The 23,245-nt window shown below is 64.5% G+C and carries 24 protein-coding genes and 1 pseudogene; 17 read left to right on the top strand and 8 right to left on the bottom strand.

The features are described from left to right. The 5 genes and pseudogenes from Q0C42_RS18030 to Q0C42_RS18010 all read right to left on the bottom strand — a co-directional run. A pseudogene (locus Q0C42_RS18030) lies at nt 1-440 on the bottom strand (hypothetical protein); the annotation flags it as partial. A 93-nt stretch (nt 441-533) separates the two neighbouring features. Then, on the bottom strand, nt 534-1,010 hold the full coding sequence (locus Q0C42_RS18025; RefSeq protein WP_295079204.1) for a hypothetical protein: 477 nt from the start codon (nt 1,008-1,010) through the stop codon (nt 534-536). A 170-nt stretch (nt 1,011-1,180) separates the two neighbouring features. Next, nucleotides 1,181-1,387: a hypothetical protein gene (locus Q0C42_RS18020; RefSeq protein WP_295079202.1), complete on the bottom strand. Its 207-nt coding sequence runs from the start codon at nt 1,385-1,387 to the stop codon at nt 1,181-1,183. Between the two features lie 5 nt (nt 1,388-1,392). After that, nucleotides 1,393-2,499, bottom strand: a complete 1,107-nt coding sequence (locus Q0C42_RS18015) for a WD40 repeat domain-containing protein (RefSeq protein WP_295079200.1) — start codon at nt 2,497-2,499, stop codon at nt 1,393-1,395. Between the two features lie 11 nt (nt 2,500-2,510). Next, on the bottom strand, nt 2,511-2,834 hold the full coding sequence (locus tag Q0C42_RS18010) for a hypothetical protein (protein ID WP_295079197.1): 324 nt from the start codon (nt 2,832-2,834) through the stop codon (nt 2,511-2,513). A gap of 367 nt (nt 2,835-3,201) precedes the next feature. Here Q0C42_RS18010 and Q0C42_RS18005 point away from each other — a divergent pair, with 367 nt between their 5' ends. From Q0C42_RS18005 to Q0C42_RS17965, 9 genes are all read left to right on the top strand, one after another. Next, on the top strand, nt 3,202-4,869 hold the full coding sequence (locus Q0C42_RS18005) for an aromatic/alkene/methane monooxygenase hydroxylase/oxygenase subunit alpha (protein WP_295079194.1): 1,668 nt from the start codon (nt 3,202-3,204) through the stop codon (nt 4,867-4,869). Between the two features lie 95 nt (nt 4,870-4,964). Beyond that, nucleotides 4,965-6,038: an NADH:ubiquinone reductase (Na(+)-transporting) subunit F gene (locus tag Q0C42_RS18000; RefSeq protein ID WP_295079191.1), complete on the top strand. Its 1,074-nt coding sequence runs from the start codon at nt 4,965-4,967 to the stop codon at nt 6,036-6,038. A gap of 50 nt (nt 6,039-6,088) precedes the next feature. Further along, entirely contained in the window at nt 6,089-7,147 is a 1,059-nt protein-coding gene (locus Q0C42_RS17995; protein WP_295079188.1) for an aromatic/alkene monooxygenase hydroxylase subunit beta, read from the top strand. An 11-nt stretch (nt 7,148-7,158) separates the two neighbouring features. Next, the gene (locus Q0C42_RS17990; protein WP_295079185.1) at nt 7,159-7,527 is read left to right on the top strand and encodes an MmoB/DmpM family protein; all 369 of its coding nucleotides are present in this window, start codon (nt 7,159-7,161) and stop codon (nt 7,525-7,527) included. Between the two features lie 75 nt (nt 7,528-7,602). Then, entirely contained in the window at nt 7,603-8,628 is a 1,026-nt protein-coding gene (locus Q0C42_RS17985; protein WP_295079182.1) for an amidohydrolase family protein, read from the top strand. Between the two features lie 5 nt (nt 8,629-8,633). After that, a complete protein-coding gene (locus Q0C42_RS17980; RefSeq protein WP_295079179.1) occupies nt 8,634-9,476 on the top strand; it encodes an iron-sulfur cluster assembly protein in 843 nt (280 codons plus the stop codon). A 38-nt stretch (nt 9,477-9,514) separates the two neighbouring features. Further along, nucleotides 9,515-11,146 carry a chaperonin GroEL gene (groEL, locus tag Q0C42_RS17975; protein WP_295079176.1) on the top strand — a complete coding sequence of 544 codons (1,632 nt, stop codon included), beginning with the start codon at nt 9,515-9,517 and terminating at the stop codon, nt 11,144-11,146. Between the two features lie 27 nt (nt 11,147-11,173). Then, the gene (locus Q0C42_RS17970; protein WP_295079174.1) at nt 11,174-12,217 is read left to right on the top strand and encodes an NAD(P)-dependent alcohol dehydrogenase; all 1,044 of its coding nucleotides are present in this window, start codon (nt 11,174-11,176) and stop codon (nt 12,215-12,217) included. Between the two features lie 48 nt (nt 12,218-12,265). Then, nucleotides 12,266-12,742, top strand: a complete 477-nt coding sequence (locus Q0C42_RS17965; RefSeq protein WP_295079171.1) for a BLUF domain-containing protein — start codon at nt 12,266-12,268, stop codon at nt 12,740-12,742. Between the two features lie 138 nt (nt 12,743-12,880). Here Q0C42_RS17965 and Q0C42_RS17960 read toward each other — a convergent pair whose 3' ends face one another. Further along, entirely contained in the window at nt 12,881-13,879 is a 999-nt protein-coding gene (locus Q0C42_RS17960) for a Fe(3+) ABC transporter substrate-binding protein (RefSeq protein WP_295079168.1), read from the bottom strand. Nucleotides 13,880-14,038: 159 nt separating this feature from the next. Then, entirely contained in the window at nt 14,039-14,845 is an 807-nt protein-coding gene (gene mazG, locus Q0C42_RS17955; RefSeq protein WP_295079165.1) for a nucleoside triphosphate pyrophosphohydrolase, read from the bottom strand. Nucleotides 14,846-15,054: 209 nt separating this feature from the next. On the opposite strand from mazG, the gene Q0C42_RS17950 reads away from it, so the two are divergent. Further along, nucleotides 15,055-16,218 (top strand): M20 aminoacylase family protein, encoded by a 1,164-nt coding sequence (locus tag Q0C42_RS17950; RefSeq protein ID WP_295079162.1) that lies wholly within the window; start codon nt 15,055-15,057, stop codon nt 16,216-16,218. Here Q0C42_RS17950 and Q0C42_RS17945 read toward each other — a convergent pair. After that, a complete protein-coding gene (locus Q0C42_RS17945) occupies nt 16,203-16,586 on the bottom strand; it encodes a hypothetical protein (protein ID WP_295079159.1) in 384 nt (127 codons plus the stop codon). The two genes, Q0C42_RS17950 and Q0C42_RS17945, sit on opposite strands and share 16 nt — an antisense overlap. 66 nt (nt 16,587-16,652) lie before the next feature. Between Q0C42_RS17945 and Q0C42_RS17940 the strand changes: the two genes are divergently transcribed. From Q0C42_RS17940 to prmC, 7 genes are all read left to right on the top strand, one after another. Beyond that, nucleotides 16,653-17,060, top strand: a complete 408-nt coding sequence (locus Q0C42_RS17940) for a DUF6636 domain-containing protein (RefSeq protein WP_295079156.1) — start codon at nt 16,653-16,655, stop codon at nt 17,058-17,060. 243 nt (nt 17,061-17,303) lie between these two features. Further along, on the top strand, nt 17,304-18,710 hold the full coding sequence (locus Q0C42_RS17935) for an aminotransferase (RefSeq protein ID WP_295079153.1): 1,407 nt from the start codon (nt 17,304-17,306) through the stop codon (nt 18,708-18,710). Nucleotides 18,711-18,812: 102 nt separating this feature from the next. After that, nucleotides 18,813-19,778 (top strand): agmatinase, encoded by a 966-nt coding sequence (speB, locus tag Q0C42_RS17930; protein WP_295079150.1) that lies wholly within the window; start codon nt 18,813-18,815, stop codon nt 19,776-19,778. 11 nt (nt 19,779-19,789) lie between these two features. Continuing rightward, the gene (locus Q0C42_RS17925) at nt 19,790-20,218 is read left to right on the top strand and encodes a DUF1499 domain-containing protein (protein ID WP_295079147.1); all 429 of its coding nucleotides are present in this window, start codon (nt 19,790-19,792) and stop codon (nt 20,216-20,218) included. Nucleotides 20,219-20,302: 84 nt separating this feature from the next. Next, nucleotides 20,303-21,202: a hypothetical protein gene (locus tag Q0C42_RS17920; protein WP_295079144.1), complete on the top strand. Its 900-nt coding sequence runs from the start codon at nt 20,303-20,305 to the stop codon at nt 21,200-21,202. Between the two features lie 31 nt (nt 21,203-21,233). Continuing rightward, on the top strand, nt 21,234-22,289 hold the full coding sequence (gene prfA / locus Q0C42_RS17915) for a peptide chain release factor 1 (protein WP_295079141.1): 1,056 nt from the start codon (nt 21,234-21,236) through the stop codon (nt 22,287-22,289). Beyond that, entirely contained in the window at nt 22,286-23,140 is an 855-nt protein-coding gene (prmC, locus tag Q0C42_RS17910) for a peptide chain release factor N(5)-glutamine methyltransferase (RefSeq protein WP_295079138.1), read from the top strand. The genes prfA and prmC overlap by 4 nt, the downstream gene beginning before the upstream one ends. The last annotated feature ends 105 nt before the right edge of the window (nt 23,141-23,245 follow it).

The raw sequence follows: 23,245 nt of genomic DNA, 5'->3' as shown, positions 1-23,245 counted from the left end.
TCCTCGCTCCAGACGCCGCCCACGGTCAGGTTGATCTTCCGGGCCTTGTTCAGCGTCGAGGTGTCGCCGACGGTGTCGAGGATCACGCCCTTGCGGTCGGTCAGGATCAGCATCGCTTCCGCACCCGACAGGAGGGTGCCGATATGGTTCAGCGAGGCCAGTGTCGCACGCCGCAGCTCGGCGTTGTCATGTGCGGACTTGTCGATGGGAAGACGACTCTCGACCACCGGGGCGGCGAATTGTTCGGGCTTCACGCCGACGGTATTGGAGCGTTGCCACGACTGGTAGATGACCGATCGGACCCCCTTCAGCGGGAGACTGGGCACATTGCGATTGGCGAGAAAGCGGTTCCATGCCTTTGTGGTTTCACGCGGATCGAAAGTGGCAAAGTCGAACCCGAGATCCGAGCCCGAACTGCGCGAGTGCTCATTCGAACTCATAATTAAATCCCCTCCCGTGGATTTAATTCGAGCCACTTTCAAAGTGGCAAGGGTAGCCCTTCCGCATCTTTACGGCTTGATGGAAACCAGGTGTCACTTGATCCCAAGTCTTTGTTTGAGATCCCGGGCCAGTTCTTCCTCCGGATAGTCGCGATTGATCGCCCGGCCTGCCAAATCTTCGATCTTGGTCTGTAAATCTGAATCGATCGGGCTGAAGAACCCGTTTTCCGCCGAAGCGATCAGAAAGCGGACTGTTCCGTCGACGCGCTTCAATTGACCCAGGAAATGGACCTGGACCCCGGAATTGGCGTCGGCCACCACGACACGACCATTCGTGCTGATCCGGAGATAGGGTTCGGGATCATCGGCCACGCGCGGTCTGGCCTGGTCGACGATGATCAGCCCCTCGGGCTGCGGCGGCGGTGCGGCGCGCTTGGCCTTGTCGGCCGAGTACTTGCCGCCGCTGAGCGTGTCAGCCAGCTTTTCGATCGTGCCCCAGTTGCGCTGAAGGTGCTGCCGGGCCTGGGCATCCTCTGCGCGCGGACCCGTCTTCTTGGAAAAGATGTCCAACCCTGTTCCTCCCCGCTACCGTCATTTGGTGACTTTGGTTGCTTTATTTTTGGGCGGTCTGCGAACACGTTAACACAGGGGCGCAGTTCCGCCCGACTCATTGTTTTACGTAGCGTCAACGCCGCCGATTTGTAACAGAGCGTTACAATCCCCCCCGTTTTCCCGCCTGGTCAGTTGTGCCGGGTCTGCCCGCCAGCGGCCGCCTTCGCCCCCATGCGTCCTTCGCTGATCCAGCGCGCGGCAAGGACGAAAGCGCCGGTGGCGAATTCCCTGCCATGGGCTGCGATCATCTCTTCGCCCACCAGGGCGATGCGCTGAAAGAACGCGTCCTTGCTGCGCTCTTCCTCGGTCAGTTCGGCGGCCTGGGGGTGCGGCATGATGGTCATCCTCCGGTGGTTTTGAACATGGCTTCAGGAAATTCGACGAGGGCGGCGGTCCCATCCGCCCCGGCCAGGGCGAGGAAGTTTCCGCATCCGGACCAGGCAAGACTGCGAATCGCGGCCCCGGTGTTCTCGCGCAGAAGGATCTCGGTCGGCTGACCGATTTCGGCCAGGCTGACCAACCCGTTCGCATAGCCGACCGCGACAAGGTTGCGCGTCGGGCAGGTCGCGATTGCGTCGATCAGGATCAGGCCGGACTTGCCGCTGATCAGGTTCTCGCGCCCGGCCAGCGACCATGCGGCGGGCCGATAGGCGCCAGAAGCAACCACCGTCTGCCGGCCAAGGTTGAAGCCGACCGAGCGGACGGCGGCGGGAAAACTGCCGAAATGCTGCATTTCGATGCTGTCTGCTGCGACCAGACAGAAGCCGTCGGTCTCAAGCAGGACGGCAAGGTGCGTGCCGTCGTCGCTCCACCTGAATGCGGCCGGAGCGGCGGGCAGGGCGATGTCGCGGGCGGACGGAGCGGGCGTAAGCGTCCAGAGCAGCATTCCCGCCGCATGGGCCACCGCCAATGTGTCGCCGTCGGGGCTATAGGCGATGGCTTGGACCGGGGCAGGGTGGGGCAGGGTCTGATCGTCCGTGCCGCTGCCGACCTGGACATCGGAACCGCTGGCCCAGGCGATGGCACCGCCATCCGGCCTGGCCGCGACGGCCCGGATCGGTCCCGAGGCGCGCTGCGGCACGTGGACCGAGAGCCCGCCGGGGGTCAGCGTGTTGATCCTTCCGCTGTCCTTGGCAAAGAGAAAGTTGTTCTCGCCGTGTTGCCCGATGGTCGAGCTGCGCCCGTCGGTGTGGTCGGCCACACGCAGCGGGGCCACGTGGCCTTCCCTCGGCGCGATGGTGACCCGTCCGGTGTCCACGGCGCGGCGGGTGCGCTGGTTGGGCGAGGATTTGTCGCTGGTGCTGGCAAGGTGGATGCTGCCATCGGCACAGCCGAACGCGACGGCGGTGTTGGAGGCATTGAACACCGCTTCCGTCACCGGCGTGGGCAGGCGCCACTCGCGGGCGATCAGATCGAAAAGCTGCAGATGGGCGCGTTCGTCCTTCATGGTCAGTCCCCTCAGGCCTGGCACAGGCGGCTGATGTCGGCATCGATCTTGGCGAGGACGTCTTCCATGCGCCGGATCTCGCCCTCGGTTTCGGCAAGCTCGGCCTTCGCGGCGCGGTCCTGGCCCTGCAGTATGTCCAAAGCCCGCAAGCTGCGTTCGTTCGCGGGCTGCTCGCTGAGGTCGCGTTCGGCACACATCAGCTCGATCTCCTTGCCGGCCACGCGCTGGCGGCGGCTGAGAAGCTTGGAGGTCTCCTGGCTGAGCAGGATGACCAGCGCGACCCGCATCCGCTGCAGTTCGGCCATCTGGATGGGGAATTCGTTCGCGTCGGTCATGATCGCCGTGATGACTTTCCTGCGGGGCAGTCCGCTTGCAGTCACCTTAGGGATTGGCGCGGATTCGTTGCATCGAAACTGGAAGTGTAATGTTCCGTTACGGTTGTGTTGCAAAGCGTTACACCCAATTTTCCATTAGGCCCTCACCGCATCTCGACCCTAGGGTCAGCCTACAAATAAGAAGCTGCGGATCGATCCATGCAGCTCAAGAACGAAGGAAGGGAGGCCTTGCGTTGCGAATGAAATTCACAATTCGTGAAACTGATCCAGCGTGTTGGATAGCCAGAGTTTCAAGCGAGACTTTGGTTCCCCGGACCTTTGCCGACGGCAATGCCCACAACATACTCAACATAAAAGGTGAGCAACAATGTCGACACTGACGCTGAACAAGATCACATCGCAGAAGGGCATTTCTGTTGCCGATGCGACCAAGAAGATCTCGGATCTCGGGTGGAATCCTTCCTATGTCCAGGAAGCGATGACCTACCCGTCCGACTACAAGATCACCAAGGCCCCGCGCGATCCGATGAAGCAGGTGCTGCGGTCCTATTTCTCGATGCAGGAGGAAAAGGACAACCGTGTCTACGGCGCGCTGGATGCGGCGCTGCGCGGCGACATGTTCCGCAACGTCGAGCCCCGCTGGGTCGAGTGGATGAAGCTGTTCCTGGCGATCATCCCGTTCCCGGAAATCTCGGCGGCCCGCTCGATGGCCATGGTCAGCCGCCTGGCACCGGGCGAAGACCTGCGGACCGGCTTCACCATGCAGATGGTCGATGAATTCCGTCACTCCACGATTCAGATGAACCTGAAGAAGTGGTACATGGAGAACTACATCGATCCGGCCGGCTTCGACATCACCGAAGAGGCGTTCGGCAAGTGCTATGCCACCACCATTGGTCGCCAGTTCGGCGAGGGGTTCCTGACCGGGGACGCGATGACGGCGGCCTGCATGTATCTGACCGTCGTGGCGGAAACGGCCTTCACGAACACGCTGTTCGTGGCCATGCCGTCCGAAGCCGCCCGCAACGGCGACTATGCGCTGCCGACGGTGTTCCTGTCGGTGCAGTCGGACGAAAGCCGCCACATCGGCAACGGCCACTCGCTGATGATGGCTGCGCTGAAAGAGCCGGAGAACCACCTTCTGATCGAACGCGACATGAAATACGCGTTCTGGCAGAACCACGCGATCGTCGATGCCGCCATCGGTACCTTCATCGAATACGGCACCACCGACCGCGACAAGACCAAGGAAAGCTATGCCGAGATGTGGCATCGCTGGGTCTATGAGGACTACTACCGGACCTACATGCTTCCGATGGAGAAGTACGGCATCAAGATCCACCATGATGACGTGACGCTGGCCTGGGAGCGGATCACCAAGAAGAACTACGTCCACAAGGTGGGCCAATTCTTCGCGGTCGGCTGGCCGGTGAACTTCTGGCGGATCGAGGCTCAGACCGAGAAGGACTTCGAATGGTTCGAGCACAAGTATCCCGGCTGGTACTCGGAATTCGGCGAGTTCTGGAAGTGGTACGCCAAGCTGTCGAAGCCGGGCCAGAAGGTCATCACCTTCAACGAGGAAGTCGGCTACGTCTATCCGCACCGCTGCTGGTCGTGCCTGGTTCCCTGCCTGATCCGCGAGGACATGGTGGTGGACGAGATCGACGGACAGCTGCACACCTTCGCCCACGAGATCGACCGCTGGACCGCAGTCGAGGCCTTTGCGGACGAATATCAAGGGCGTCCGACGCCTGCGATGGGCCGCTTCTCGGGCAAGCGCGAATGGGAAACGCTGTATCACGGCGTCGACCTGGCCGATGCGATCGTGGATCTGAACTTCGTCCGTTCCGACGGCAAGACCCTGATCCCGCAACCGCACCTGCGCTTTGACGACAAGGACATGTGGACGCTGGATCACGTGCGCGGCCACACGCTCGGCTCGCCACTGATCACGCTGCGCGGCATGGACGAGGCAACCCGCAAGGCGCACCTCGCCGACTACGCCAAAGGGTTCACGATCAACCCCTGCCACTAACGACTGGCGGCATGGGCCGGATTTTCCGGCCCATGTCCACCCAAACCGGTGCCCGTTCGGGCACCGGTCCAAGGAAACATGTCCTGCAAAGGTCCATGAAAATGTCCGACACCTATACCGTCCGTCTGGAGCCCGTCGGGGTCGAGTTCGAAGTCGAGGACGGCGAGACGATCCTGGACGCCGCGTTCCGCCAAGGCATCTCACTGCCGCACGGCTGCAAGGAAGGCCAGTGTTCGGCCTGCAAGTGCAACCTGGTCGAGGGTGAGGTCGACCTCCTGAAATACTCGACCTTCGCGCTCAGCGATGGTGACCGCGAGAATGGGGGCATCCTCTTGTGCCGCTCCATCGCCCAGGATGACCTGGTGATCGAGCTTCTGAACTTCGACGAAGAGCTGTTGTCGAAATCCATCGCCGTCAAGGCGTTCAAGGGGCGGATCAGCGCCAAGGAAAGTCTGACCCATGACATCCGGTCGATCGAGATCGCGCTGGACTCCCCACTGAAATTCTGGGCCGGGCAATATGTCGACATCACCGTCAGGACCAAAGCGGGGGAGACGATTACACGCTCGTTCTCCATGGCAAATACGCCGGACCAAGGCCAAACCCTCAAGTTCATCATCAAGAAATACCCCGAGGGACGCTTCTCCGGAGAGCTTGACAGCGGCGGGATCGAAGTCGGAGCCGAAGTCACCGTCACCGGACCCTACGGATCCTGCTTCCGACGGGAAAACCGAACCGGACCAATAGTGCTGGTCGCCGCAGGCTCGGGGATGTCGCCGATCTGGTCGATCCTGCATGACCACATCGCCAGCGGCGAGGATCGGCCGGTCTACTTCTTCTACGGCGCCCGGACCCGGGCCGACCTATTCTATCTGGACCGGATCGCCGCGATCACTGCGGCCAACCCGGCGATCACCTTCATCCCGGTGCTGTCCCATGCCCAGGACGACGAGGAATGGACCGGAGCCGAAGGCTTCGTCCACCAGGTCGTCGGCACCGAGTTGAAGCGGATGGGCATCGAGGGTGACGCGGACGCCTATGCCTGCGGCCCGCCGCCGATGATCGACGCGCTGCAGCCGGTGCTGTTCCTGCAGGACTTCGACCCGGACCGGACCTTCTTCGACAAGTTCACGACCTCCACCGCGCCCGCGCCCATCAAGGCGCACTGAAAACAGAGGCCCAGCCTCGCAAATCAAGCCTCATACACAGGGAGAAAGACATGGTTGCCACATCAAGCTCGGTCGGATCGGGAGCGGCAGGTGCCGCGCGGTTTGTCGACAGCGAAAGCCGGCGCTACCGCTATTTCGAACCTCGCGGCAAACGGGCCACCCATTACGAGGACGTCACGGTGGACGTCCAGCCCGATCCGGAACGCTATCTGATCCAGGACTGGATCATCGCCTTCCCGAATGGCCGGGGCGCCTACGAAAAGGACAGCACCAAGGCGAAAAGCAGCAACTGGCACGCCTTCCGCGCCCCTGATCAGGAATGGGAGCGGACCCATTACCAGCGCCAGTCGCGCATCGAGGTGATGGTCCAGTCGGTCATCAGCAACGGCCGCAAGTCCGGCGCCCAGCACGCCTTCGATGCGGCTTGGGGCAAGGTCCTGCAAAAGCATCTGGGGGCATGGAAACATGCCGAGTTCGGCCTTGGCACCAGCCTGATGCAGGCGCAGCGCTACGGCTATACCCAGATGATCAACAACGCCACGCTGACCAACTCGTCCTACAAGCTGCGGCTGTCGCAGGACATCACGCTGTACCTGGCCGAGATCGGCATGGACATCGCGGGCTGGGATGACGAGGCGGGCAAGCGGGCCTGGCTGGAAGACCCGATCTGGCAGGGCGCCCGCGAGGCGGTCGAGACGATCATGGGCTGCACCGACTATCTGGAGCAGTACTTCGCCATCAACCTGGTCTTCGAGCCGCTGGTGGGCGAGCTCTTCCGCTCGGGCTTCCTGATGCAGGCCGGCGCGCCCAACAACGACTTCATGACCCCCTCGGTCATTGCGGCCGCCGAAGGCGACTATGAGCGCAACCTCGCGAACACGATCGACCTGATCTACCTCCTGGTGAACGACGAAGTGTTCGGCGCGCAGAACCGCACGCTGTTCCAATCCTGGGTCAAGAAGCATGCGGCCCTGGCCGAAAAGGCCGCCCGCAACATGCAGCCGATCTGGAGCCAGGCCCACGCCAAGCCGGTAAGTTTCGACGAGGCGCGCGCCGTGTCCGAGGAACGGTTTGCGAAGATCCTTGGCGAACTCAACCTCTCACGCTGAAAGGCAACATCATGTCGAATATCGCTCGCGACAACAGCCACGACAACATCTTCAAGGCGATGAAGGACATCACCTTCGAGAAAACCGTTTCGCATCAATGCGGTGTGACGATGTCGGATTCGGTCGAGGCCCGCGCCATCGCCGAATTCATGGACCAGCAGCCGGGGGTCACCGTGACCTACAACCCGGCGCTGATCCGGATCGACGGGACGGGGAAGATGATCTTCAAGATGGATGAGATCAGCGAATACCTGGGCCGGGAAATGACGGCCGAGCTTTTCGAGGTGAACTCGTCGACGCACTACGGCCGCATGGTCCGCGCCGACGACAACACCGTCATCCTCTACGGCGACATGAACGAGATGCTCGAGTTCATCTAGGCCCCCGGACGCGGGGGTCACCCCCCGCGTTCCCGCTACCCGTCCAGCCACCGCGATGTCCGAAAGGCAATTCCCATGTTCATCACTCCTGAAGGCAAGGAGATCTTCGTGGTCGACGGCCATACCCACTTCTGGGATGGCAGCCCCGAAAATCAAGCCAACATCCACGGCAAGCAGTTCATCGACTGCTTTTACGCCTACCACTCCAACCTGTCCCCCAAGGAACAGCTATGGGAGAAGTCGAAGTTCGAGAAGTACTCGGCCGATCAGCTTTACAACGACCTCTTCATCGAGGGGCCGGATGACATTGCGATCCTGAACTCGACCTATCTCAAGGACTTCTACAAGAACGGCTTCAACACCATCGAGCGCAACCACTCGGTGGCCAAGAAGTACCCCAACCGCTTCATCGTGAACGGTTCCTTCGACCCCCGCGATGGCGAAAAGGCGCTGGAGTACATCCACTGGATGAAGGAAACCTACAACATCCAAGGCGTGAAGATGTACACGGCCGAATGGAACGGGTCTTCCAAGGGCTGGCGGCTGAACGATCCGGATGCCTACAAGTGCTTCGAGCTGTGCGAGAAGCTGGGCATCAAGAACATCCACGTTCACAAGGGCCCGACGATCATCCCGCTGAACAAGGATGCGTTCGATGTCCATGACGTCGACTATGCGGCGACCGATTTCCAGAACCTGAACTGGATCATCGAACACGCAGGCCTCCCGCGTCTGGACGACTTCTGCTGGATCGCCACCCAGGAAACCAACGTCTATGCGGGCCTCGCCGTTGCGCTGCCCTTCATCCACACCCGGCCGCGCTATTTCGCCGAGGTGATCGCGGAACTGCTGTTCTGGATCGGGCCGGACAAGATGCTGTTCGGGTCGGACTATGCGATCTGGACGCCGAAGTGGCTGGTCGAGAAGTTCTGGGCCTGCCAGATCCCCGAGGATATCTCGGCCGAACGGGTCGGCATCCAGCTGACGGACGAGATCAAGGAAAAGATCCTCGGCCTGAATGCGGCGCGGCTCTACAACATCGACATCGCGGCCCGCAAGGCAGAGTTCGCCAAGCAGCCGATGATGATCGCGGCGGAGTGACCCCAATGCCAGTCGCGCCACGTCTCCCCGCAGAATTGCTTGCAGAACCCCCACTTGAGCAGGTCTGGGCGCGGCTGGACTTGGTGATGGACCCCGAACTTGACGAGGCCGTGACAGATCTCGGTTTCGTGGAGTCGGTGTCCATCACCCCTTCCTTGCACGACGACGACCCCCGGGAGGTGCAGGTCAGCTTCCGGCTGCCGACCTACTGGTGCTCGCCCAACTTCGCCTTTCTCATGGCCGAAAGCATCAAGCGCGAGGTCGAGGTCCTGCCCTGGGTCTCGCGGGCCGTGATCACGCTCCTCGACCATATGTCGGGCGACGAGATGAACGCGGCGATCAACGCCGGCCGCAGTTTCGGGTCGGTGTTCGAGGACCTGCATCCCGGCGAGGACCTGAGCGCCCTGCGCGAGAAGTTCGACCGCAAGGCGTTTCAGCGGCGTCAGGAAGTGGTGATCAAGGCGTTGCAGGCGCTGACCTATTCGCCGGAATGGCTGGTCGACATGACCCTGGCCGAGCTGGAGGCCGTCGCGTTTCCGGACCCCGAAGACGCCCGCCAGACCGGACGCTATCTGGCGATCCTGAAGGCCAAGGGATTGGCCCGGCAGCCGTCGGACCGGGCCTTGCCGGACTATGACGGCACGGCGCTGACCGCAGACGGCTTCCGCGACTACATGCAGCTGTTGCGGTCGGTGCGGATCAACATGGAATTCTCGGGCTCGCTCTGCCGGGGATTGAAGGCCACCCGCTACAAGCAGGCCGACCTGTCGGGCGAGGTTCCGGTTCTGGTGGACTTCGTGCCCGCCGACCTGCCGGACGGCGCCAACTCGACCAGAACCTTTCACTAGCGGCCCCAGGGCCCCGGATTTGCGCGCAGGAGAAGACCATGCCGAAACTGATGATTCACGGAAATGACGCCCGTCGCGCCCTGGCGCATGGCGTGCAAAGGCTAAGCGCGGCGGTCGAATCCACGCTGGGGCCGATGGGCATGAACGCGATGATCGACCGCCCGATCGGCACGCCGCTGATCAGCCGCGACGGAGTTTCAATCGCCTCCGAGATCGAGCTGTTCGACCGCTTCGAGAACATGGGCGCGCAAGTGGTGCGCGAAGTCTCGATGCAGACGAACGACGTGGCGGGCGACGGGACCACGACGTCGATCGTGCTGGCGAACGGGATGATCCAGCAGGGTGTGGCGCTGATCGACAAGGGTGCCAAGCCGGTGGAGCTGTGCCGTGGCATCGCGCTTGCGGTGGAAACCACGACCTCGGCCCTGCGCGCGGCCGCGAAGCCTGCCACGGATGACGCGCTTCTGTCCGCCGTGGCCCGGATCAGCGCGTCCGATGCCGACCTGGGGTCGCTGGTGGCCGAAGCCTTCCGCCGCGTCGGCGCGCAGGGGGTCATCACCACCGACTACGGCACCGGCAATGTCTCGACCCTGGATGTCGTCGACGGCATGGCCTTCGACCGTGGCTACATCTCGCACCACATGGTCACCGATCTGGATGCGATGAAGGCGGTGGTGGAGAACCCCTATATCGTCCTGACCGACATCAAGATGAAGACCGCCAGCCAGCTGGACGCGGCCAAGGCGATTGCCGCCGCCGACAAGCGCCCGCTGGTGATCCTGTCCGAGGAAACCTCGCCCGAAGTGTTGATGACGCTTCTTGGCAAGGAAGGCCCGGGCAAGTTCTTGGTCGTCCACCCGCCCGAGTTCGGCCACTGGCGCCGCAACATGATGGAGGATCTGGCGATCATCACCGGCGGCAAGGTCCTGTCGCGCGATCTGGGCGACAGTCTGGAGGCGATCACCCGCGACGACATGGGCGGGGCCGACCGGATCGAATCCACCCAGTCCGACACCAAGATCATCCGCGGCCATGGTGACGCCCAGGCCATCGCCGCCCGCCGCGCGCAGGTCCAGCGGCTTTACGAACTGGCGCCGCCCAATGTCGACAAGGACAAGCTGCAGGAACGCCTCGCCAAGCTGTGCGGCGGGACGGCCACGATCCTTGCGGGCGGTGTGACCCCGGTCGAACAGAAGCGCACCATCCAGTTGATCGAGGATTCCCTGAACGCCGTGCGCGCGGCGGCCGAAGAGGGTGTTCTTGTCGGTGGCGGGGTCGCGCTGGCCCGGGTTGCCCCGGCGCTGGCGACGCTATCCCAGACCGTCACCGGCGACATCCGCAAGGGGGTGGAACTGGTCCAGTCGGTCCTGACGCTGCCCTTGGCGCGGATCGCCTTCAACGCCGGGGCCGAACCGAACGACGTGGTTAGCAAGGTCAGCGCCATGACCGGAAACCAGGGCTACAACGCCGCCACGGGCCGGTTCGAGGATCTGATGGTCGCCGGTGTGGTCGATCCGGTCCGGGTGACCTGTGCGGCCCTGATGAACGCGGGGTCGGTGGCGACGCTGATCCTGACGACCGAAACCCTGATTGCCGATCTCAAGGAAGACGAGGACCCGACAGCGGGCGGAGCCCTTGGCGGCGGTGCGGAAAAGCTTGGCCGGAAATGACCACTCACGAACAGAAAGGGCGCTGACATGAAAGCTGCCAGACTTTACGAATACGACCCCGCGATGAACGTCCAGCTGAAGATCGAGACGGTCAAGTCCCCGACCATCATGGGCCCGAACGACGTGATCGTGAAGGTGGGGGCGGCGGGCCTTTGCCGCACCGACCTGCACATCATCGAAGGCGTCTGGAAGGACATCATGGATCAGGGCGGCAATCTTCTGCCCTACATCATGGGCCATGAGAACGCGGGCTGGGTCGAGGATGTCGGGTCGAACGTCACCTCGGTCAAGCATGGCGATACGGTGATCTGTCACCCGCACCGGACCTGCGGCATCTGCCTGTCGTGCCGGTACGGCGACGACATGCACTGCGAACACAGCCTCTTTCCCGGCCTGGGCCTGGACGGTGGCTTTGCCGAATACTTTCTGACCTCGGAACGCAGCCTGATCAAGCTGAACCCCAACGTGACGCCGCTGGACGTGGCCCCGATGGCCGATGCGGGCATCACCGCCTACCGCGCGGCGAAGAAGGCGGCGAAAAGCCTGCGGCCAGGCGCCTATTGCGTGATCGTCGGCGTGGGCGGCCTTGGCCATATCGCGCTGCAGTGTCTGCACGAAATCTCGGGCTGCCGGATCATCGCGGTCGACCGCGAACCGGCCGCGCGCCAGCTCTGCAAGGAACTTGGTGCCGATTTCGTGCTGGATGGCGGGCCGAACATCGTCGAGGAGATCAAAGAGATCACCGGCGGCGGCGCGCAGGTGGTGATGGATTTCGTCGGCGAGCTTGGCGTGGAAAACCTGTGCTGGAAGATGGTCCGGCCGGGCGGAGAGCTGATCATGATCGGCTATGGCGGCAAGATCGAGGTGCCGACCGCGCATCTGGTGATCAACGAGATCAACATCGGCGGCAGCCTGGTCGGCAACTACACCGAACTGGTCGAGCTGATGGAGCTGAACGCCGACGGCAAGGTCAAGATGCACTACGCCCAGTACAGTCTGGACGACATCAACGTGGCGCTGGACGACTTCAAGAACCGCCGCTTCGCCGGGCGCGGGGTCATCGTGCCCTGAGCGTCGCGCGCCACGGGGGAGACATCATCGCGCATGGGGGAGTGAGACATGGGCACCGAGACCAAGACTGCCGAGCCGGCGGCCACCACCGGCCCCTGCTACCGCCTGATCTACCGCAGCCACAGCCTTTTGCCTGCAAAGGACGATGCCGCGCTGGCCGAGATCCTGAAGATCGCGCGGCTGAAGAATGCAGGCCTCGGGATCACCGGGGCGCTCATGCTTTACGATGACTGGTTCGCCCAGGTGCTGGAAGGGCCGCAAGCGGCCGTCGAGACGCTGTATGCCCGGATCAAGGCCGATCCCCGGCATGACGCGATCCGCCTGACCGAGGCGGGGCCGGTCCCGAAGCGCCAGTTTGAAAAATGGGCGATGGCAGTGGTGGCCGAGCATCATGAGCCCGACATTCCGATGGTCGCCACCACCGGCGGGTTGGCTCAGGGTGCGCCCTGGCGCGTCTCCTTGGAGCAGGAAGCCATCCTGACCCGCCTGCGCGACCTGACGCGGGGCTATGGGCGAAGCTCGTAGCCGCTGAGAGCGCACGTCTCGCTATTGGACGGGCCAGTTGTATCCCGTCCCAAATTCGGGGTGTGGGTACCGCGATCGGCCGGCCCGGTTGTCCGGGCCGGCCGCAGGCGTTGGTGATTGCAGAAGATCCCGGCGGGGTCAGCCGTCGAAGTCGACCGTCTCCATGATCTTCACCGCGGCGGGACGCTGGGCCGCGATTTCGGCCAGGGTCTTGGCGTCCGGGGTGAACTCGCCCCAGGAGGCGACAAGGGCCGAACGTTCGACGCCGGTTTTGACCGGGTATTCGTGGTTCGTCTCGGCATAGATCTTCTGGGCGGCATCGCCGGACAGCCATTCCATGAACTTCAGCGCGTTTTCACGGTTGGGCGCGGCTTTGGTCATCGCCACGCCCGAGATGTTCAGGTGCGTTCCACCGGCCTCGAAGGTCGGGAAGACGATGTTCACCGATTCCGCGGCCGGAACCTGCTCGGGGTCCGCCAGCATCTGGCCCATGTAGTAGGTGTTGCCGATGGCGATGTCGCATTCGCCGGCCGCGATCGCCTTGACCTGGTCGCGGTCGCCGCCGTCGGGCTTGCGGGCAAGGTTGGCCTTCACGCCCTCGGCCCAGGTGGTGGCATAGGCCTCGTCGTGGTGGGCGATGATCGCGCCCAGAAGGGCGACGTTGTAGTCGTGCAGTCCCGAGCGCGAGCAGATGCGGCCCTTCCACTTGTCCGAGGCGAGGTCCTCGTAGGTGGTGACTTCGCTCGCTGCGACGCGGTCCTTGGAGGCATAGATGATGCGGGCGCGGGCGGTCAGGCCGAACCACTTGTCCTCGGGATCGCGAAGCTCGGCGGGGATGTTGGCTTCCAGCACATCGGACTGCACAGGCTGGACCACGTCGGCCTCGACGATCTGCATAAGGCGGGCGATGTCCACGGTCAGAACCAGGTCGGCGGGCGAGCGGTCGCCCTCGGCCACCAGACGCTCGGCCATGCCCTTGTCGACGAAGGCCACGTTGACGGCGATCCCGGTCTCGGCGGTGAAGGCGTCGACGAGGGGCTGGATCAGTTCCGGCTGACGGTGCGAGTAGACGTTGATTTCCTGGGCCAGTGCGGGAACCGAGCAGGCGAGAAGGGCGAGGGTCGAGAGGCGCAGCATTGCTGACTCCTTAATCGGGTTTACCCTGGTGCTTAAATCCGACTATTTTACTTTGGTCAAGAGGTTGAGTGAAACACTCGGACATTTTTGTCGCCAGCGCCTTGCCCCCGGTGGCTGTGACGGAGCCTCCGGCGGGGATATTTGGGCAAAGATGAAAGGCTAGAGTTGCGCCTTGTCTTCGGCCTTGGCGCGGTTCCACAGGGCGTCCATCTCGGCAAGGTCGCTGTCGGCGGGAGTGCGGCCGGTTTCGGCCAGCCAGTCCTCGATCCGGGCGAAGCGGCGGGTGAATTTCTGGTTGGCGGCGCGGAGCGCGGCTTCGGGATCGACCTTAAGGTGGCGGGCGAGGTTGGCGATGACGAAGAGGAGGTCACCGATTTCCTCGGTGACTTCGGTCTGGGTGAGGGTGTCGCGCGCCTCGACCACCTCGCGGGCTTCCTCGACCAGCTTGTCCAGCACCTCACCGGTCGAGGGCCAGTCGAACCCGACGCGGGCGGCGCGGTTCTGCAGTTTCAACGCGCGGGTGAGGGCGGGGAGGGACTGGGCGATGCCGTCGAGGGTTCTGGCGGGACCGCGTTCGGCGGCCTTCTGCGCCTCCCAGTCGCGGGTCTGCTGTTCGGGCGTCTTGTCGCGGGATTGGTCTCCGAAGACGTGCGGGTGGCGGGCGATCATCTTGTCGGAGATGGTTTCGACGACATCGGAGAAGGAGAAGTGTCCGGCCTCGGACGCCATCTGGGCGTGGTATACGGTCTGGAAGAGAAGGTCGCCGAGTTCGCTTTTCAGGTCGGGCCAGGCCTTGCGGTCGATGGCATCGGCGACCTCGAAGGCCTCCTCCAGCGTGTAGGGGGCGATGGTGGCGAAGGTCTGCTCGATGTCCCAGGGGCAGCCCGTGTCAGGGTCGCGCAGCGCGGCCATGATGGCGAGAAGGCGGTCGATGCCGAAGGGGGGGAGGTCGGAAACGGACGTCATGGGGCCTCGCGCATGGATGCGCGGCCAGAGTAGGGCGGGCGCGGCGGCGATGGTAGCCCCCGCGGGCCGGGATGCATGACGTGAAACATGGACGGGGCGGCTGGCAAGTCAGGCGGTCGTGATCCGCCACGACCGCTTCCCCAATTGCGGCGGCCTTGGTTTTCGGATTTGATCAAAGACATCTCAACCCGCCCGCGAGGATCGCCGACATGCCCGTTCTGAACCGTATCGCCTCATACTCCGAGGAAATGAAGGGCTGGCGGCGGTATCTGCACCAGCATCCGGAGCTGGCCTTCGAATGCCACCAGACCGCCGCCTGGATCGTGGAGCGGCTGCGCGAGATGGGGGTGGACGAGATCCATGAGGGGATCGCGAAGACCGGGATCGTGGCACTGATCAAGGGGCGGGCCGAGGGGCCGGTGATCGGGTTGCGCGCGGACATGGACGCGCTGCCGATCGAGGAGCTGACCGGCGCGCCTTACGCCAGCACGGTGCCGGGCAAGATGCATGCCTGCGGGCATGACGGGCATGTGACCATGCTTCTGGGCGCGGCGAAATATCTGGCCGAGACGCGGAACTTCGCGGGCAGCGTGGCGCTGATCTTTCAGCCGGCCGAGGAGGATGGCGGCGGCGGGCAGGTCATGGTGCAGGAAGGCATCATGGACCGCTTCGGGATCGGGCAGGTCTACGGCATCCACAACGCTCCGAACGTGCCTTTCGGGCATTTCCACACGACGCCCGGGCCGCTGATGGCCTCGGTCGATACTGCGGTCGTGAAGGTCACCGGCAAGGGCGGGCATGGGGCCACGCCGCATGAATGCGTCGATCCGGTGGTGGCGATCGTCGGCATGGTGCAGGCGGTGCAGACCATCATCCCGCGCAACATCTATGCGCTGGACGAAGCGGTGATCTCGGTCACCATGATCCACACCGGCACCGCGTCGAACATCATCCCCGAAGAGGGGTTCTTTGCGGCCACCATCCGCTGCTTCAAGCCGGATGTGCGGGCGCTGTTGAAGAAGCGGTTCCACGAGATCGTCGAGGGGCACGCGACGGCTTACGGGGTCAAGGCGGACATCAACTACGACTGGGGCTATCCCGCCACGATTAACCACGAGGAAGAGGCGGATTTCGCGGCCGAGGTTGCCCGGGAAGTGTCGGGTGACGAGGCGGTGGATGCGCGGGCGGCCCGTGAGATGGGGTCTGAGGATTTCAGCTACATGCTGGAGGCGCGGCCGGGGGCCTATCTGTTCCTGGGGACCGGGCCGGGGGCGGGGCTGCATCATGCGGCTTTCGACTTCAACGACGAGGCGGCCCCGGTGGGTGCCAGCTTCTTTGCGCGGCTGGTCGAGCGGGCTCAGCCTCTGGCCTGACGGACAAGCGGGATCAGGGCAAAGCCGATCTGGCCGGCAAGACCAAGCGCCCCGGCGGGCGTGGTCATGGCGGTCAGGAACTGCGCGGGCGTCTGGCCAAAGGCGAGGGCGGTGGCAAGCTCCAGGGCCATCAGAAGCGCGAAGGCCAGAAGTGCCAGGGCAGGACGCTTGTCCCGCAGCGGCCAGCGCGCAAGGACCAGGCCTGCCACGACCCAGGACAGCGCGAGGACCAGCGGCACCTCCAGCGCCACGGCGGCGAGGGGACCAAGCGCCGGGGCCACGAAGGTGACCCTTAGGGCGCCCAGCACGAAGGCCACGGCGAAGACCGGGATGACGTAGGCAAGACCAGCCTTGACGAGTGCGGACATCTGCGCGCCTTCTGGAGCCGGTTTCGGGGTCACCGGGGTGCCCTTTTCGCAGGAAAGGAGTTCGTTTTGAAGCTGCCTGTCGTTCTTGCGGCCATGCTTCTGGCTGGCCCCGCCTTTGCCGACGACTACCTCGGCTTCCAGTCGCCCACCGGCAACATCCATTGCGCGATGTACATCTTCGACGGCACCGCCGAGGCGCGTTGCGATCTGCGGGAGTATGTGCCGACCTACACCCGGCCTCCGGCGGGATGCGATCTGGATTGGGGCATGGCCTTTGCGGTCGGTGCGGCGGGCAAGGGGGTGCTGGCTTGCGTCGGCGATACGGTGCAGGACCCCGGCAATGCCGTCCTGCCCTATGGTGAGGCGGTATCGCTGGGCGGGATCTCTTGCGTGTCGGCAAAGACCGGCATGACCTGCACCAATCCGGATGGGCATGGGTTCAGCGTGGCGAAGGCCAGGCAGAAGCTTTTTTGACAGGTTTGCGCATGGGCCCGGCGGCGGACGCTCCGCGGGGGATATTTCCGCAAAGATGAATGCGAATCGGCAGCGGCGTCGGGGGGCGGCTGTCCCGGTCCTGATGGGGCCCGGATCAACCTTTGGACACCATATCTGGGGGACCCCCAACCATTGGAACCAGGCGGGGGGTGGCCGGGTTTTGATCAAACTGCTAGTCTGGCGTTGTTATCCATTTGTGTCATTCAACGACGGAGACCCGACATGACCGCCCCCCTGGCCCTGGCACGGCCCACCCCGAATTCCCTTTGGGAGATGGACCGGAGCCACGCTCTGCACCCCTGGACGAACTTTGGCCCCTTCGAGCGAGAAGGGTCGCTGGTGATCAGTCGGGGGGAGGGCTGTTACCTTTGGGATGCCGAGGGGCGGCAGTATCTGGATGCCGTGGGGGGCATGTGGTGCACCAACGTCGGGTTGGGCCGCAAGGAGATGGCGCAGGCGATTGCCGAACAGGTGGAGCGGCTGGCGTTTTCGAACAGTTTTGTCGATGTGACGAACGAACCCTCGGCACGGCTGTCGGCCAAGCTGGCGGAACTGGCCCCCGGCGATCTGAACCGGGTGCATCTGACGACCGGCGGCTCCACGGCGGTGGACACCGCGGTGCGCATGGTCTGGTACTGGCAGACCTGCATGGGGCGGCCCGAGAAGACCGATATCGTGGCGCGGGACCATTCCTATCACGGCTCCACCTACCTGTCGCAATCGGTCGGCAAGCGCCCCGGCGACCGGGTGGAGGAGTTTCGTTACAAGCACGACGGCATCCACCACCTGACCGCGCCGAACCCGTACCGGCGGCCCGAGGGGATGACCGAGGACCAGTTCTGCGACGCGCTGGTGGCGGAATACGAGGCGCTGATCGACCGCGTGGGCGCGGATAGGATCGGCGGGTTCATCGCCGAACCGATCCAGGCGAGCGGCGGGGTGATCGTGCCGCCCCCCGGCTATCTGCGCCGGATGTGGGAAGTGTGCCAGCGCCACGACATCCTGTTCATCGCCGACGAGGTGGTGACGGCCTTCGGGCGGCTGGGGCATTGGTTCGCAAGTGAGGCCGAGTTTGGCGTGGTGCCGGACATGATCACCTGCGCCAAGGGGCTGACCTCGGGCTATCTGCCCCTGGGGGCGCTGATCTTCAGTGACCGGATCTGGGAGGGGATGGCGGCGAAAGGTGAGCGTTGGTTCACGTCCGGCTTCACCTATTCCGGCCATCCGGTGTCCTGTGCGGCGGCTCTGAAATCGATCGAGATCATCGAGCGCGAGGGGCTTTTGGAGAACGCGGCGGTCGTGGGGGATTATTTCGTCGAGCGGTTGCAGGGGCTGGAGGCGCTGCCGCTGGTCGGTCAGGTCCGGGGGCGGCGGCTGATGGTCTGCGTGGAAAACGTCGCCTCGAAACTGACCAAGGAGCCGCTGCCGGACGGGGTGAACGAGAGCAAACGGATCTCGGACGCGGCCGAGGCGATGGGGCTGATGGTGCGGCCCATCGGGCATCTGAACGTGATGTCGCCGCCGCTGACCATCACCGAAGGCCAGGTCGATTTCGTGGCGGAAACTCTGGAAAAGGCGATCCGGCAGGTCACGGACGAGCTGGTGCGGGAAGGGCACAAGATCGGCTGATTTGATCAAACGCTTGACTTGGAAGGGCCGTGCAGGTTTGGTGGCGACACCGGATCCGCGCGTCTCCGCTGAACGACTGCGCCGACTGACCCGAGACCACTCATGGCACTTGAAGACGCGAAGACGCAGGTCGACACTGCGTTCACCCGGAATTCGCACCGGGGCTACTCCTTTGAAAACGCCTTCGGCGGCGCGACCAGCTTTCTGCGGCGGACCTACACCAGGGATCTGACCGGCGTCGATCTGGCGATCACCGGCGTGCCTTTCGACCAGGCGGTCAGCCACCGCGCGGGCACCCGTTTCGGCCCCCGCGCGATCCGCGAGGCGTCGGCACTGATGCCCTATGACCCGCCGCCCGGCTGGGGCACCGACCCGTTGGAGGACCTGTCGGTCATCGACTACGGCGACGTGGCCTTCGACTATGCCAACGTGCCGGAGTTCCCCGAGACGCTGACCAACCACATCCGCACCATCCTGAAAGCCAGGGCAGGGACGGTCACCCTGGGCGGCGACCACTACATCACCTGGCCGATCCTGAAGGCCTATGCCGAGAAATTCGGCCCCTTGGGCGTCATCCACTTTGACGCGCATTCCGACCTTTGGCCCGACGACAATCCGGCACGGATCGATCATGGGACGATGCTTTACAAGGCGGTGAAGGCCGGGGCCGTGGACCCCAAGCGCAGCGTCCAGATCGGCATCCGCACCACGACCGAGGATTACCTCGGCGTCAACGTCATCACCGCCCGCGAGGCGCATGAATGGGGCGTGGACCGGGTGGTCGAGACGGTGAAGGGCATCGTGGGCGACAAACCGACCTACCTGACCTTCGACATCGACGCGCTGGACCCGGCCTTTGCACCGGGGACGGGCACCCCGGTCTGGGGTGGGCTGGCAAGCTGGCAGGTGGCGGCGATGCTGCGCGACCTCGCGGGGATCAACCTTGTCGGTGGGGATGTGGTCGAAGTCTCGCCCCCCTACGACACCACGGGTGCGACGGCGATTGCCGGGGCACATGTGGCTTACGAACTGATCTGCCTGTACCATTGGGCACGGACACAACGGTGAGGAGAGGGCGCATGGCGGTCTGGCTGCTTTGGGGACTGCTGGCGGTTGTCGCGGTCTTTGCGGGTTACGTTCGCCTTGCGCCCTCGGACCCCGGCCATTGGCATGTGGCGCCTGTGGCCGAAGGGCCAGCCGGCGAGGTGGTGGCGGGCGAAGGCTGGGCCAGCCTGCGGCTGGAGACCGGGGCCGCGCGCGATCTTCTGGCGCGGCTGGACGCCATCGCCCTGGCCACGCCCCGGACGACCCGACTTGCGGGCAGCCCGGACGAGGGGCGGATCACCTGGGTCACCCGCAGTGCGCTGTGGGGCTTTCCCGACTTTACCACCGCCGAGGCGCGGGCGGACGGGCTTCACGTCCAGGCCCGCCTGCGCTTCGGGCGGGGGGACATGGGGGTGAATGCGGCGCGACTGCGCGTCTGGCAGGCGGCGCTGGCGCAGGGCTGACCCCAGCCCGCGGCGAAAACCTTGCGCGGGACAGGGCTGCATGCGAAGAGGCGGCACTCAGGTTGGACAAGGTGTCGTTCCTTCATGCTTGGCTCCGATCCGTCCTGGCAATGCGTGCTGATCGCCTGGGGTGACCGCTATCCGGTATGGGACATCAACCGCCTGGTGCGATCGATCCGGTCCGAGGCGCGCGGATTGCAGCGGGTGATCCTGCTGTCGGACCGCCCGCGCGAGGGGCTGGAAGCGGGGGTCGAGGTCAGGGACATTCCGGCCTGGTACATGGCGCCTGCGTTTCGCGGCGGTGGCTGCCACACCAAGCTGTGCCTGTTCGAGCCGGGTGTGGTGCCGGACGATCTGGTGGCGGTCTACGTCGATCTGGACACGCTGGTCTTCGGCGACCTGTCGTGCGTGCTGGACGTGATGCGGACGCCCGGGACGGTCGGACTTCTTCCCGCCTCGATCCTGCCCTTCGGTGCGGTGTCGCGGATGCTGAGGCGCCTGACCGGAGGCAGGACAGCGGCGCGCGGGAATTCCTCGGTCGTGGTGTTTCATCCGGGCCAAGCGGGTTTCATCGCGGCGCGGTTTCGCGAGTTGGTGGCGGCGGGGACGGATCTTCACAAAGGGCCGATGCGGGCCGATGACCGCTTCATCTCGTGGGTGGCGGAAGATCGGGTCCGCACGGTCTCGAACCGCCACGTCGTCAAGTTCCCGGCCGAGTTCATGCAGACCTGGCGTTGGCTGGTGCATCTGCGTGCGGCCCTGCCCTGGGTGCGTAAGCGGCGCGCGGGGCTGGTCGCGGTGACTTTCCCGGGCGTGCAGTTCAAGGGCGAGGAATTGGCGGCGCTGCCCGACGGGGCCGAGATCACCGATCGACGCGGGCGCCGGCTGTTCTGGACCGACCGGGCGGTGGGCGGGATGCGGGGGCTGATCGCCAAGCACTATGCCGACGCATCAGCGGCACCGGACACGCAGGTCGACCCTTGACCCTTGGGGGACTGCCTGCCAAACCCCCGGCATGGTTCCGTTGGACAAACTTGCGCAGATCACCGAACGCTTCGAGTTCCTTGAAGCGCAGCTGAATGCCGGGGCAGCTCCGGCCGAGATCGCCCGCATCAGCCGCGAATATACCGACCTCAAACCCGTGGTGGACGAGATCCGCGCCTATCGCCGGTCGCTGGACGATCTGGCCGAGGCAGAGGCGATGCTGGCCGACCCCGAGATGAAGGCGCTGGCCGAGGAGGAACTGCCCCGGCTGAAGTCGCGCATCCCCGAGATGGAGCAGGCCCTGCAGCTGGCGCTTTTGCCGAAGGACGCCGCCGATGCGCGGCCTGCGATCATCGAGATCCGGCCGGGGACGGGCGGTGACGAGGCGGCGCTTTTCGCGGGCGACCTGGCGCGGATGTATCAGCGCTATGCCGAACGGATGGGCTGGCGGTTCGAGATCATCAGCGAACAGGCGGGAGAGCTTGGCGGGCTGAAGGAATTCTCGGCCCTGATCGAGGGCGAGGGCGTTTACGCCCGGATGAAATACGAATCCGGCGTCCACCGCGTGCAGCGGGTGCCCGAGACCGAGGCGCAGGGGCGGATCCACACGTCGGCGGCGACGGTCGCGGTCTTGCCCGAGGCGGACGAGGTTGAAATCTCCATTCCCGCCAACGACATCCGGATCGACACCATGCGGTCCAGCGGGGCGGGCGGGCAGCACGTCAACACGACGGACTCGGCGGTGCGGATAACCCATATTCCCTCCGGAATCGTGGTGACGTCCTCGGAAAAGTCGCAGCACCGCAACAAGGAGATCGCGATGCAGGTCCTTCGCTCGCGGCTGTACGAGGCCGAGCGCGAGCGTATCCATTCGGCGCGGGCCGCGGACCGGAAGTCCCAGATCGGCTCCGGCGACAGGTCCGAACGGATCCGGACCTACAACTTCCCGCAGGGCCGGATGACCGACCACCGGATCAACCTGACACTTTACGCGTTGCAGCAGATCATGGCGGGCGACCTGACCGAAGTCATCGACGCGCTGGTGTCGCATGACCAGGCGGAACGTCTGGCGGAGATGGAGGGATGATCGCCCAGGATGCTCTGCGCCGTGCCGTTCCGCTGTTGCGGGAGGCCGGAATCGAGGATGCTGCCCGCGATGCGCGGGTGCTTCTGGCCCACGCGCTGGGGATCGGCCATGACCGGCTGACTCTGAAGCTGCAGGACGACATGACGCCGCCGCAGGAGGCTGACTACAACGCCGCCCTCCAATCCCGGATCGCCCGACAGCCGGTGGCGCAGATCACCGGGCGGCGCCTTTTCTGGGGGCTGTCGTTCCGCGTCACGCGCGACACCCTTGATCCGCGGCCGGAAACGGAAACCCTGGTGGCCGAGGCGCTGTCCGAGCCGTTTCTCAAGCTGCTCGACCTGGGGACCGGTACGGGCTGCATCCTTCTGTCCTGCCTGAAGGGCATGCCCTTGGCGCGGGGGCTGGGGACCGACATCTCGGACGCAGCACTTGAGGTCGCGATGGGCAACACCCGCGACCTGGGGCTGGAGGCGCGCGCGCGCTTCCGCAAGTCCGACTGGCTGACCAGCGTGACCGGGGCCTATGACCTGATCGTGTCGAACCCGCCCTATATCGCCGCCGACGAAATGCCGACCCTGGCCCCCGAGGTCCGCGACTGGGAGCCGCACCTCGCGTTAAGCCCCGGCGGCGACGGGCTGGATGCCTACCGCGCCATCACCCGCGGGGCAGGGGCGCGGTTGATGCCGGGGGGCCGCCTTCTGGTCGAGATCGGGCCGACGCAGGGGCCCGCGGTCAGCGCGCTTTTTGCCGAGGCGGGGCTGGAGCAGATCCGGGTCCTGCCCGACATGGACGGGCGCGACCGGGTTGTTGCAGGCGTAAAGCCCGCTGGTGATGCGTGCGGCGCGGCCTGAACCGTGCCGATTCCACCGCAAATCCACAATTATCCCTTGTCACATGGGAAAGCCTGTGGTTATTGACCTCTGTCAGCCGCGGGTTCCCACCTGACGATGACATAC

This window comes from Tabrizicola sp., assembly GCF_022842145.1.
Lineage (GTDB): Bacteria > Pseudomonadota > Alphaproteobacteria > Rhodobacterales > Rhodobacteraceae > Tabrizicola.
Note: the sequence above shows the minus strand (reverse complement) of the source record. Positions and strands in the feature narration are given on the sequence as shown.